The following is a 12,116-nucleotide window of genomic DNA, read 5'->3' as shown; positions in this document are numbered from 1 at the left end:
CTGTGCTCGCCTTGGCATTCCATGACCATACGGACGGAGCGTTCGATTACTTCGGGCGAGTGCTTAGATTTTTTCATAGATCCATTTTCTCAAATAATGGAGCCTCCCAGTTTTCCGGAACGGTTCACTGCTTGCTGAGCTGAGGACGCTGATTGAAATCAGTGTTGCCACAGATTTATAAGATTCTGTAGGAACATCACAGATTCAGCTTTGGGCTGAGTAAAACTACGGAAGGAGAGTCGTCCAACAAAGTGCAACTAAGAACCAGACAGTTAAAACCTTAGCGCATTGCAAACGCATATTTCGGACGGCCGTGGACACCAAATTCTGCCTGAACTGAGCACTCAGGCCGAAGCTTATTGGCTGCTCAGAATGGTTCTATGAGCGGCCACTCCGTCTTCTGGCAATTTCGGCGCAAGATACGTCTTAAGGTCAGCACTTCCACGACTAGGGGGGGAAACCAAAATATTCTCCTCGTCGAGAGCACAATGTGAAGTGCTGCGAAGATTACCATTCTAGGATCGCGGCCGATTTGATCTGTAGCCATACATTAAGGCCGACAGCGATGTTCATTGTGTCGAGCGCCCGCCTCGTCGTGCGGCAGATGAAGACTGTGACGCCTACGTTGACACGAACGAGCGCTAAACCAGGGTGGCCATCGTCCGCGATGGCATCTATCCGGCACGGCAGCACGTTCTGGATGCTGCTGCCTTCAGGTTTTGTGACAGCGATACTGACGTCTCGTGCCAGCACACGCATTCGGACGGTGCGCCCAACCTGCAGGCCCAGGTCGCGCGTCCACAAATGCCCCCCTTCGAAATTCACCCTCGCTAGGTGCCAGCCGATATCGACGGCGGCGAGTACCCCATCAATTACGACGCCGACGTCCTCACCCAAGCGGATCGGCAAGTCAATTCGCGACAATACGTCGTCCACCGGGCCATGTGCCACAGCCCGGCCATCATCGAGGGCGACCAGGTAGTCCGCCAGTTGCGCCACCTCGTCAGGTGAATGGCTGACGTACAGAATCGGAATGTCCAGCTCTGCATGCAAGCGCTTGAGATACGGCAGGATTTCCTGCTTGCGCTTCAGATCCAGCGCCGCCAACGGCTCATCCATCAGCAACACGCGAGGATTTAAAGCCAGCGCCCGTGCAATGGCTACCCTGCTGCGTTCGCCGCCGGATAGTCCATCAGGCCGACGTTGCAGAAGATGCCCTATCCCCAGCAGTTCAACTGCCTGCTCAAGCGCCAGTACCGAGCCTTGGGGTGTGCGCTTAATGCCGTATCTAAGATTACCCAGCACGTTCAGGTGAGGGAATAAGCTCGCCTCCTGGAACACATATCCCAAGGCTCTTCGATGTGTTGGGAGCCACGTGGTATCGTCCTGCCACACTTCGCCGTCTACGACAAGTTGTCCGCTCGGCGCCCGTTCCAGGCCGGCGATACAGCGCAGCAGCGTTGTCTTGCCGGAACCGGAACTTCCGAATAGAGCAGTCACACCGTGACCGGGTATCACTAAATCGACATCAAGGGTAAAACCAGGCCATCCATGCTGGAATCGGGCTTGTATATCACTCATGGTCTATCGCCTCGTGACCGCGGGCCGCCAAGCGTAGGTAGCCAGCAGCACCAGGAACGAAAAAATAAGCAGCACGATGGCCATGCGGTGCGCGGGGGCATATTCCAGCGCCTGGACGTGGTCATATACCTGTACCGACGCCACGCGCGTCACGCCAGGCAGGTTGCCACCGATGAGCAGTACGACGCCAAATTCGCCGACCGTATGAGCAAAAGTCAGGATGCCTGCCGTCACGAAGCCCGGCAGTGCCAGCGGGATGGATACGCTGAAGAACGCGTCGATCGGAGAGGCGCGCAAGGTCGCCGCCACTTCCAGTGGCCGGTCACCGATGGACTCAAACGATGCCTGCAGCGGCTGTACCATGAACGGCAGCGAATAAAACACCGACGCGACAACCAGGCCACCGAATGTGAATGGCAGCGGCCCGATGCCCAGCGCCTCGGTGAGTTGACCAATGGGCCCCGCTGGCCCCATCGCGAGCAGCAAATAGAAGCCCAATACCGACGGAGGAAGAACCAGCGGCAGTGCGACAATCGCTCTGACTGGGCCACGCCACAAGCTGCTTGAGCGCGCCAGCCAGCATGCGATGGGCGTGCCAACCAGCAGCAGGATGCAAGTCACCAGAGCGGCTAGGCGGGCCGTCAGCCAAAGCGCTTCCCAGTCGGCGTCGAGCAATTGCATGGTCAATGTGAATGCTGGAAGGTCTTGATGGCGGAAATGAGCAAAATCACGCCCAGCAAGGTCATAAGGATCTGTGTCGGGACCAGGCCAAGCATGAGACCACCCAGCGCGGCGCCGGCAACCGAGCCGCCGGCCATCGACAGGAACATCGGCTTTTCACGGCGCAGCACCGCAAACGCATCGGCGCCGGTATAACGCAGGAAGCCGACGATCATTGTCGGGAGGCTGACCATCAGGGACAGGCTGCCGGCGACCTTGATGTCCTGCCCAAAGAGCAGGACGATGGTTGGGATGAGCAACTCTCCACCAGCCACGCCCAGCATTGCCGCGACAACGCCAATGCCAAAACCTGCGATGACGCCCGCGACCATGCGTACGATGCCAGATTCAAACAGCGACGTGGTGTTCTGGAGCATGTTGAACCAGGCTTCCGACAACATCACCAGCGACAAGCCAGCCAGCAGCACCAGGATTACCCGGTTAAGCCATTTGCGAGACATGGTCATGGCATAGCCAGCGGCCCACCAGGCGCCGATCAGACTACCTGCCAGCAGGTTGATCACAACATCAAGGTGGGTGGCCAAGACATCGACCGGGATGGTTTTGACGCGGAAGACCAACGCCGCCATGACCACCACCAGGCTCATCGCCTTGTTGAAGATGATGGCCTCCAGCGTGGGCAGTTTGAATACGCCGATCAGTACCGGCAGGCGGAATTCCGCGCCTCCCAGCCCAACCAGACCACCCAAGATACCAATCAGTGTGCCAGCCGTAAAACCACTGGTGCTGCGTGCAGCGGTAGTTTCGCTCATGGTCTGCTAGCCCTTACTTTCCGGCCTGGTCAGTCGGCAGCACAAAGCCGTAGCGTGTCATCAACGCACGCGCTGGCTTGCTTTCCATGTAGTCCACGAACTTCTTGGCCAGCGCATTGCCGGCGGCTCGCTTGGTAATGACGTAGCCTTGCTCCAGCGGCTCGTGCAGATTGTCCGGGATCAGCGCATAGCCGCCTTTGCTCGCGAGTTCGGCGTTCAAAGCCAGCGAGAGCGCGATGATACCGACCTGAACGTTACCAGTCTGGGCGTATTGCGCCGTCTGCGCAATGTTCTCACCATAGACCAGCTTCGGTTCGACCTTGTTCCACAGTCCGGCAGCGCGCAGCGCTTCTTCTGCGCGTTTACCGTACGGCGCGTGTTTCGGATTGGCAATCGCGATACGGGTGATTTGGGGATCGGTCAAGCTGGCCAGCGTCATTTTTCTGGCGTCCATGGTCGCACTCCACAGAACGATACGGCCCACCGCATATGGTTTCACCACCGAGGCGGCAGCCCCGGTCTTGGCCAACTCACGTGGAAAGCCGATGTCAGCGGAGAAGAACAGATCATATGGGGCGCCTTGCTGGATCTGGGTATTGAAGTTGCCGGACGAACCGTAGACTACGCTAACGTCCTCTCCGGGAATGGTCTTCTTGAACTCAGTGACAATCTCATCCATCGCAAATTTCAGATCAGCTGCTGCGGCGACGGTAATCTTTTCCGCATGCGCGGCGAGGGGAAGCGCGAATGCGCAGGCAACCAAGAGCGAGGTGAGCATTTTCATGGGTGGTCTCTTAGTGTTGGGGGGGGGGCGGCCAGCTAAGCTAAATCACCCGACCCGCAGCTATGTACTTCGTTAGGTCAAAAATGACATAACGAAGTATAAAGCATTCATGCCATTAAGTTCTATCGTCTAATCGACATAGTCACTATGGCGAGGTGGCCAAACCACGCAGGGCCTCAAGTTCGGCCGTAGAATCAGCATTGAGCCGCTCTTCAAGTGCGGCATAACAGATGACTAGTTGCAGACCGAGAGGGGTGAGCGTAGCACCACCACCGCCTTTGCCGCCACTGGCGGTCTGGATGAGCGGACGGCCAAATGCCTGATTGAGCGCATCGAGCAGTAGCCAAGCGCGCTTATAAGGAATTCCCATCGCCCGTGCTGCCGCTGCGATTGACCGTGTCTCATCAATCCGCCGCAACAGGTCAATTTTTCCTGGGCCTATGGAAATATCAGCACCGATGTAAATGCGAGGACGAACCAAAATCGACGGTTGTGGCATGACTGCTATTTTCATGGGATGAGCCTAGCGGAAAAGCCCATCAGAGACAAGTAGAGTCGAGGGCACACCAGCGGAGCTACCTGATGCGAATATTCAAGTCGAGCCTCTCTTACTAAATGCATACGACCATAGAGCTTATCCAAGTCGACGTGGTCCCATAAAATGAACTAGGATTCGGAATATTTAATTTATACATGGGGATTCGTGGGCCCAGGACGCGGATCTAAAACAATTGAACGTGGCCATAATGCATAAGTAGCAGTAAATATTTGATCTGAAAAGTTACTGACGGGATTGGGATGCAAATTAGTGGTTAGCTTTGGATGCAAAAAGGTGGCGGGACTGCAATGCAAATAGGTGGCGGTATCACTGCAAATACTCAGCGTGCCCTGGCCATGTTCATGGTGGTGGCATGGCGCGTTGCATACCTGATGCGCCTGGGAAGAACCAGTCCGGACTTGGACGCTGGTCGTTACTTTGATTGGGCCGAAATCAAGGCCGCCTACGTGCTGGCCAAGAAACCGCAACCTGCCAGACCAAGCCTGAACGAAGTGCTCAGGCTTATTGCACAGCGAGGCGGCTTCTTGGCACGTAAAGGAGATGGCGAGCCAGGTGTGAAAGCGATCTGGAAGGGGCTGACCAAGATACGACTCGTCGCTGAAGCGCTACGAGAAATGAACTCGGCCTACGACTGAAGCCGAGTTGTGTATAAAGGCATGCGTATATCCGGGTACTCGGCCATGCCGTTTGTAAAGGCCAGCCCGCACAGCAACCTGTGCATAGCGGAGCTAGTTCAGGCCCCACTACTACCCCGGTGGCATAAGATGTAAAGTATGGAGAATTTCCGCGATGTTCCAGAATACCTTCCGCCCCTATTCCACTCGCAAATCAGAATTGAAAATTAGCCCCTGCAGCAGGTCATATAATTCTTGGCTCTGTATCGGCTTATGCATGACCGGAAAGCCGGCACTAGCGATAATCTGCATTTGTTCCGGAGAAGTATCTCCCGATACCAGTACGGCTGGAATATCGGAAGAAAATTCGTTACGGATGGCTTCAATCACCTGTATCCCTGATTCATCCGCGCGCAGATGGTGGTCGCAAACGAGTGCGTGGGGAACTCGGTGGCTTGTGGACAGTTTGCTCAACGCCTCGCTACCGGATTGCGCGGTAATGACCTCGCATCCCCATTGCGTCAGTATCAGATTTGCTGCATCCAGGATGATACTTTCGTCATCAACCACCACAATTAGCATCCCTGCGATGTTGTAATGGCTGCTGGAAACGCGAGTAGCGTGCGTTGCTAACACAGGTGCCTCAGTGCTTAACTTTAAAGGGAGTTCAAATACCGATCCGCGCCCGAACTGAGACGTCAATCTGAGTGACGAAAGCATCAGTTTAGCCTGACGCTGCGCAATGGACAGTCCTAGCCCCAACCCCTGTGACCGATCAAATTCCCGATTGTGAACTTGAACAAATTCTTCAAAAATGGCCGACTGCATATCGTCGGCAATACCAATCCCGGTGTCGTACACACCGATGCTAAGTCCCATCTTCCGGCGGCGGCAGCCGATCAGTATCTTGCCCTGATTGGTATAGCGCAGGGCATTGCTGACTAGATTGCGTAAAATATTCTCAAGTAATTCGGCATCACAGCTCACGACCGCTGAACAAGGTGCAATCCGCAATTCCAGGTTTTTGGCGGCGGCCTGTTGAGAGAACTCTGTTTGAATTTTATCGAGTACAGCCGTGATTGAAAAAGTCGTGAAATTCGCAACAAATGAACTTGCATCTAGTCGGGAAATATCCAGTAATGCCGCAAACATATCATCCATCGTTTTGGCACACTCTCTTACTTTATCCAGAACCGGGCGCGCCGACGCAGGTAAATCAAAATTACTCAGTGCTCCGAGGTAGAGGCTTAGTGCGTGCATTGGCTGACGCAAATCATGGCTGGCCGCAGCGATGAAGCGCGACTTAGCATGGTTGGCGCTTTCGGTGATCTTAATTTGTTCTTGCAGTTTGATTGTTAGTTCGATGACCTCATATTTTTTATATAAATTCCGGATAATCCGCTTGTTTTCTATGAGTGCATGCCGCACTGACCAGACAACGAACGTCGCTCCAGATAAAAAGACAAATACGGTATTGGAATCCTTGTACCATAGACTAGCCGTAACGAAAGAAAGAAGCGAGGGAATAAAAAAGGAAAAAAAGGCTGGCAAATGCTGCTTCAATTCCAGCAATGCTGCAGCGGCCATCGCGACAGTGAACAGCATCAGAATCAGCTGGATTTCTGTATTTCCACCTTCCCACATCAGAAATATCCCCCAGCCCCAGAGTACGCCATTTACGGCGGGAAAGAGAGCGAGTTTCAATAAACGTGATTTGACATTTTCTGTATTGACTGGTGTGCGTCGATCACAGATTTCGACCCAGACCATGTAGATTGAGACCAATACCTTGACCAGAAGCCAGCCAATAATCCAGTTAAAATCGGCATTGAACCTTGTCAGCCAGGCTGACAAAACTGCGACGTTAGTGGTACCGATAATACCGCCTATCGACACTGACTCCATGGCTTCTACCAGATCCATTCGCACTTTGACGTCTGTCAGCTGGTCATGCATTGCGTTACCGATATGATTCATTAAAAAGATTTACTCCCAACCGTTATGCTGATTGCCCCCACCTGCTGCAGTGTTTGCTGAATGCCCAAAAAGGTGTCTCGATCCTTCTGTTTATCAGCCTCTGATAGCTGTTGATACGGAAGCAGATTATGATGATGTTTGAGATCATTGTTCTTTTCCGAGTGATATTGCCAGCCTGACAGCCATCGATCCGCATTCCAGCGTCGATGCTCCATTTCTGCCAACTTCTCCAGATATCCAGGCTCGCTGGTGAGCCGACGGCCTTCGCGCCTGAGCGCTTCGAGCACCGCTGATTGATCCTGCTGGAGCGTGATGCCGAGAATACGCAATTTAACGGCCAGATGTTCCGCCTGCGCACGGTTGGCGACTCGGTAGGTTTCGGGCAAATCATCCCAGTGCTGCAAAGATTCCCAAGCACCGAGCTGCTCCCCGTATTTGAGTTGTTCCTGAACGTAGGCTTCATGAATCGCCCGGGCGTGCTGATCCAACCGCTGGTTCAGTATGGCCTCGGTGTTGGCAGCGGTTTTGTCGACAGAGTATAGATGCAGGGGATTCTTGATATTCAGTATGGCGGGAGCCATTGTCGTCGAGCTCACTGCGGGCAACAGAGAATCGACGGCAGGTCGGATGACCATGATCAACGGTGTCTGATGATTTTTCATCGCACGTCCGATGTGCCTGGCCAAAATAAAATTCTCTACCTCGCTTTCCAGCGTGAGGAAGACCTGCGTAAAGTACGCCTGCTCTTCTAGTTTTGCATAGAAAGCAGTCCCGACCTGTAGAGGGTTAATCTGATAGGCGACAATTTTACAAAACTGATCCACTGCGGGCACTTCAAACCGGATCGTCCGCAACAAGTCATCTGCATCACCGGCGACCCAGACGATATCTGGCACGAAAAGGCCGGGATAATGACAGTGCCGGCTAAGCTCGATCGTCAAGGCACGGGCGCGGGCACCTCCCCCCAATACCAGAAATCTGGGTGGTCTATCATGATGAAACGCTGGGCTACAATCAGGCGGGGCAAGCTGCAGCAGCGATCTGGCCAGCATGGTGGCGGTGCTAAACGTTCGGGCTGCATAACCCCGATGCTTGGTAGTAAATACTGGGCTTTTCTCGGCGACGTGCCCAGCCGAAGTGTTATCCAGATGGGTCCACATTTCGAAGGGATGTTTTCTGGATCTGAATTTTTCAAGACCGCCACCAGCGCGTGATGTCAGATAGTTAAACGCAGACTTGGCCAGCTCCAGATTGCGCTCATCGTTATCCGTAAAAATAATCAGGCGCCGCAAACGATAGACATTCAGAAAATCCCAGACAGCGGCATCGCTCCAGTCAGCATAAATGATCCGGGCACCATTTTGCTGCAACAGATGACCAAGATTGCGCTCGGTTTCATTTGCAAGAACCACGATAGTCTGATCGGGATAATGGCGTAAAAAGTCCAGTGTGAAGTAATGACTGTTCAGGTGCAAACCGATCAACACGGTATGTCCAGAGGTAAAACCTGTCATGAATTTATTGTATTCGTTGCGCGCCACGAGCAACATGCCTCGGAACACCGCATAACCCATGAGCAGATTGATCCAAAGTTTGGCAACCGTCAGCGTCAGTGGTGATGGATCGTCATATTTATTTTTATCGTTTGGTAAAACAAATTGCAGAGCCTTGAAGCCTGCCGCTGCGGGCGTGATGAGCTCCGCTCGGTCTCGATAGTAGCTCGTAATGCCGGCATAGGCTAATGTAATGCACAGCAGGATTTGCAATGCGATCAGTACGTACTTGAACCGATTCAGATACGACATTATTATCATACGTCACATACCGGCTGGTAAGTTAGATAGGAGCCGACCGCTACAGTCCATTCCTCTTTGCTGAGATTCCGGTTGCTGACCAGGCATAGACGCCGCTTCCATGCGCGTTGATCGAGGCTCATACTGAGCAGCGTTCCGTCAAATGCCCCGGAGAGTATCGCCTTACCGTCCGGACTGAAACTCAGATTTGAAATCCGTGCTTGCTGCGCACGGATGGGGGCACCAAACTGCCGACGCGATGCGACATCCCATAATTGCAGATCACCGTTTACCGTTCCCGTCGCGAGCAACCGATCGTCGCGATCAAATGCTACGCTACTGACGACGGCATCGAGCTTGATAGGATTTCCATTCTGCTGGTAGGTATCAGTATCCCAGACAGCCACGGTTTCATCTTCACCGGCAGATGCGAGAAATTTGCCATCATGGCTGTAACTCAAACTGGTAATCATGGCATTTTGTCCTGTAATGTTGTGTCTGATGATAGAAGGCGTACGACCGGCTGTAGCCAGTGTCCAAATAGCAATCGCCTCGTCGTCTCCGGCACTAGCAAAGTGCTGCCCATCTGGGCTGAACACAATGCTGGTTACTTGGCCGTTGAGGTTCATCGCCGGTAGCGGGATTTGCTGGTTCCGCTGCGTATCCCATAACAAAATGGCCCCATTCCAGTCCCCTGAAGCCAATTGCTTCCCATCAGGACTGAAACCTAGACTTACAACCGCGCCTTGATGACCCAGCAATGGCGTCTGACGGAAGTGATGTGCATCTGTGTCCCATAGATAGATTTTTTTATCGCTGCCGGCGATGGCCAGCGTTTTCCCATCTGGTGAAAATACCGCCGTATACAAGTTAACGCCCGCTAGCCAGATCCGCAGCGGTAGCAGCGTCAGATCCGGCAAACCGTAGAGCAGTACGGTGCCATCCCAGCCGGCCGTAGCCAGCAGTTTGCCGTTGGGCGATAGCGCAATCCGCCGGATTTCAGCGATTGAATCCCGATGCTTTTTAATTAGCGACGAATCAGCATTCAGGTCCCAGATGATGAGATTATGATCCAGTGCCGAGGAGTATAGGCTGTGGTTATCGCTCGCAAAGACTAAGCCCGTAACTTGTGCTCCATGGCCGCGCAGAATGCCCACATTTTTTGCCTGCTTGAACATATCCCATAACCGGATGGTCTTGTCCCAGCTCGATGATGCGAGGTACTTGCCGTCAGGGCTAAATGCTAGACTGGTGATCCCATCCTGATGTCCGGTCAAAGATGGCACACTAGGCTTACCGGTTTGCAAATCGAAAATATCGATCGTCCTATCCAGACCTGCTGCCGCAATGTGCCGATTGTCAGGACTGAAGCTCAGTGCTTGAACGATGCCTCCTGTTTTTCTGATGGAGCTACTCGATTTATCGGCAAGATTGATGATAAAGATACCTTCGGCCTCGGCGGCCAGCGCAAGATAGCGCCCGTTGGGGCTCAAGGCTAATGCCGTTATGGGATTTGTGAGGTTTAACAGCTTCGCACTGACACGCTTACTATGTACGTCCCAGAGCAGAGCTTGACCATCCCAGCCGGCCGTCACCATTCGACCACCGCCGGATAGAAAGATCAGTGCACTGACCCAGCCGTTGTGAGCGTGAATTTTCTCGCCTGAAGGGGTGCCAGTTGCGGCATCCCAGAATTGTACGCATTGATCAACGCCCCCCGACGCTGCGATCCGACCATCCGGACTGAACGCAACGGCCAGCACTTTTTCCTTGTGGGCGACGCGCGCCGGATGGGCAGCGCGCAGCGTCGCAGGACTTATAAAACTGACACTGCCATCCCAATTGGCGGTCGCCAAGAGCTTGCCATCAGGACTCAGTGTGACTCCAGCAGCAGCGGAAGGCAACTGCACAACAGAACGCATATTTTCTGTATGCAAGATACTCCGCAACATACTGGACTGCGATTCGATGGTTGGCTCAACCAAATTGGCCAGCAGCGCTCCTAATAGGATATTCGTGGCCACATTTTGTTCGCCACTGGTAGGCGCATCAGCAAAGTGCGCGAGTTGCCTAGATAGGGCCGTGCGATAAAGCTTTTCGACTTCTATTTTCGCGTGCACCGCTTGCCAGGTAATCACGCCAAAGGCCAGAGCTAACACGGACATCAAGCTAGCGAGCACCATCAATCGCCTGAAGCGCCGCTGATCCTGTCGTTGCACCAGATCGGCGAAATTTGCCTCTGCCAAGCCGGCGATCAGTTTCAGCAATGCCAGACGCTTGCCGTCCTTGCCTTTGCGAGCATCAGCAGCAATTACCTCGGTTCTATTCGAAAGTAGCGTACGGTCGGGGTCCACATCGAAGCGTGTGGCGGCTGGAAAACATTCCAAGTGCTCGAGGCCGGGCTTGTCGCTGGCGTTCGGTTCACCGTCGACAATCATGCACAGCACACGGCTGGCCCGTCCCATGGCCTTAAACGATTTGACCTCCTCGTTCACCCAGAGAGACTGCGCCGAACGGGGTGAACAGACAACGATCAAGTATTTGGCTTCAGTAAGTGCTTGGTGCAGATGCTGACTCAAATCGGCTGAGCTGGGCAATTCATCGCGGTCACGAAATATCGGATAGAGTTGGCCAGTAATTGCCCCGCCCTGCTGGTTGTGCAGACCGGCAGGCAGGCGATACTGCTCGAGAGATGCGTGTAGCCAGTTGACGATTTTCTCGTCGGCATGGCTGTAACTAATGAATGCCCAGTAGCGATAGCCTTCAGGTGCTGAAGCGCGCTGCTTCTTCTGTTTGAGGCGTGCGCTCATCGATACCGTCCGCCCCGCTTGGACATCAACAGCGCTGTCCCCGTCCGTTCAAGCGAGATCATTTGTTCAGCAACAGCACAGGCTTAACGGTTTTATCCAGTGCGGTCTCCTCGACGTATCCCAAATTGCCCTGATTGCCGCTTACCATCTTTTTCACCTCGGCATTGCCAGCGACCTGCTTAGGTGGACGTCCTTTCCCCGTGAATACCAGTCTGGACCAGTAACCTTGTATCTGCCCCGGCGTTTTATGGGTTATTTCTCTGTAGAAATTTTCATAGGTCACGGAATTGACCGGCTGGTCTATCAGGGTCGCTTCTTTGGCATTGGGGAAATGGGTCGCTCGATGCAGGTACAAATCGCCAATTTCTTCTGCGGACATTGTTGTAGTCGGATTGTTGACGTTGACCACAATCGCTAACCTGGTCGGCGGTTTGATCTGTGCCTGGGCCATGACCGTGATTAGGGAGAGCACCATCGTCACAGATAGATTAAATTTGAATTTCAT

At 53.6% G+C, this 12,116-nt stretch carries 9 protein-coding genes and 1 pseudogene; 1 reads left to right on the top strand and 9 read right to left on the bottom strand.

What is annotated here, in order from left to right; translation table 11 throughout:
• Positions 1-507: 507 nt before the first annotated feature.
• From modC to GTP27_RS22175, 5 genes are all read right to left on the bottom strand, one after another.
• Entirely contained in the window at positions 508-1,581 is a 1,074-nt protein-coding gene (gene modC, locus GTP27_RS22195; RefSeq protein ID WP_161041276.1) for a molybdenum ABC transporter ATP-binding protein, read from the bottom strand.
• 3 nt (positions 1,582-1,584) lie between these two features.
• The gene (gene modB, locus GTP27_RS22190) at positions 1,585-2,262 is read right to left on the bottom strand and encodes a molybdate ABC transporter permease subunit (protein ID WP_161041275.1); all 678 of its coding nucleotides are present in this window, start codon (positions 2,260-2,262) and stop codon (positions 1,585-1,587) included.
• 2 nt (positions 2,263-2,264) lie between these two features.
• The gene (locus GTP27_RS22185) at positions 2,265-3,074 is read right to left on the bottom strand and encodes a sulfite exporter TauE/SafE family protein (protein ID WP_161041274.1); all 810 of its coding nucleotides are present in this window, start codon (positions 3,072-3,074) and stop codon (positions 2,265-2,267) included.
• Between the two features lie 13 nt (positions 3,075-3,087).
• Positions 3,088-3,858, bottom strand: coding sequence for a molybdate ABC transporter substrate-binding protein (modA, locus tag GTP27_RS22180; RefSeq protein WP_161041273.1), 771 nt, complete (start codon positions 3,856-3,858; stop codon positions 3,088-3,090).
• 145 nt (positions 3,859-4,003) lie between these two features.
• On the bottom strand, positions 4,004-4,372 hold the full coding sequence (locus GTP27_RS22175) for a winged helix-turn-helix domain-containing protein (RefSeq protein ID WP_202417009.1): 369 nt from the start codon (positions 4,370-4,372) through the stop codon (positions 4,004-4,006).
• Between the two features lie 365 nt (positions 4,373-4,737).
• Between GTP27_RS22175 and GTP27_RS22170 the strand changes: the two are divergent.
• A pseudogene (locus tag GTP27_RS22170) lies at positions 4,738-5,052 on the top strand (IS4 family transposase); the annotation flags it as partial.
• 177 nt (positions 5,053-5,229) lie between these two features.
• On the opposite strand, the gene GTP27_RS22165 reads toward GTP27_RS22170, so the two are convergent.
• From GTP27_RS22165 to GTP27_RS22150, 4 genes are read right to left on the bottom strand one after another with little or no spacing between them, the layout of a single operon-like run.
• Entirely contained in the window at positions 5,230-7,008 is a 1,779-nt protein-coding gene (locus GTP27_RS22165) for an ATP-binding response regulator (RefSeq protein WP_161041271.1), read from the bottom strand.
• Positions 7,008-8,813, bottom strand: coding sequence for a RyR domain-containing protein (locus GTP27_RS22160; RefSeq protein WP_161041270.1), 1,806 nt, complete (start codon positions 8,811-8,813; stop codon positions 7,008-7,010). Before GTP27_RS22160 ends, GTP27_RS22165 begins: the two co-directional genes overlap by 1 nt.
• Before the next feature lie 5 nt (positions 8,814-8,818).
• Positions 8,819-11,611, bottom strand: a complete 2,793-nt coding sequence (locus GTP27_RS22155) for a TIR domain-containing protein (protein ID WP_161041269.1) — start codon at positions 11,609-11,611, stop codon at positions 8,819-8,821.
• A 58-nt stretch (positions 11,612-11,669) separates the two neighbouring features.
• Positions 11,670-12,116, bottom strand: coding sequence for a type 2 periplasmic-binding domain-containing protein (locus tag GTP27_RS22150; RefSeq protein ID WP_161041268.1), 447 nt, complete (start codon positions 12,114-12,116; stop codon positions 11,670-11,672).

The organism is Duganella qianjiadongensis (assembly GCF_009857915.1).
GTDB lineage: Bacteria > Pseudomonadota > Gammaproteobacteria > Burkholderiales > Burkholderiaceae_D > Rugamonas > Rugamonas qianjiadongensis.
Note: the sequence above shows the minus strand (reverse complement) of the source record. Positions and strands in the feature narration are given on the sequence as shown.

Excerpts from the sequence above, each read along its gene's own strand:
- GTP27_RS22160 (WP_161041270.1), bottom strand. The coding sequence starts at position 8,813 with ATGTCGTATCTGAATCGGTTCAAGTACGTACTGATCGCATTGCAAATC.
- GTP27_RS22165 (WP_161041271.1), bottom strand. The coding sequence starts at position 7,008 with ATGAATCATATCGGTAACGCAATGCATGACCAGCTGACAGACGTCAAA.
- GTP27_RS22150 (WP_161041268.1), bottom strand. The coding sequence starts at position 12,116 with ATGAAATTCAAATTTAATCTATCTGTGACGATGGTGCTCTCCCTAATC.
- modC (WP_161041276.1), bottom strand. The coding sequence starts at position 1,581 with ATGAGTGATATACAAGCCCGATTCCAGCATGGATGGCCTGGTTTTACC.
- GTP27_RS22175 (WP_202417009.1), bottom strand. The coding sequence starts at position 4,372 with ATGAAAATAGCAGTCATGCCACAACCGTCGATTTTGGTTCGTCCTCGC.
- modB (WP_161041275.1), bottom strand. The coding sequence starts at position 2,262 with ATGCAATTGCTCGACGCCGACTGGGAAGCGCTTTGGCTGACGGCCCGC.
- GTP27_RS22155 (WP_161041269.1), bottom strand. The coding sequence starts at position 11,611 with ATGAGCGCACGCCTCAAACAGAAGAAGCAGCGCGCTTCAGCACCTGAA.
- GTP27_RS22185 (WP_161041274.1), bottom strand. The coding sequence starts at position 3,074 with ATGAGCGAAACTACCGCTGCACGCAGCACCAGTGGTTTTACGGCTGGC.
- modA (WP_161041273.1), bottom strand. The coding sequence starts at position 3,858 with ATGAAAATGCTCACCTCGCTCTTGGTTGCCTGCGCATTCGCGCTTCCC.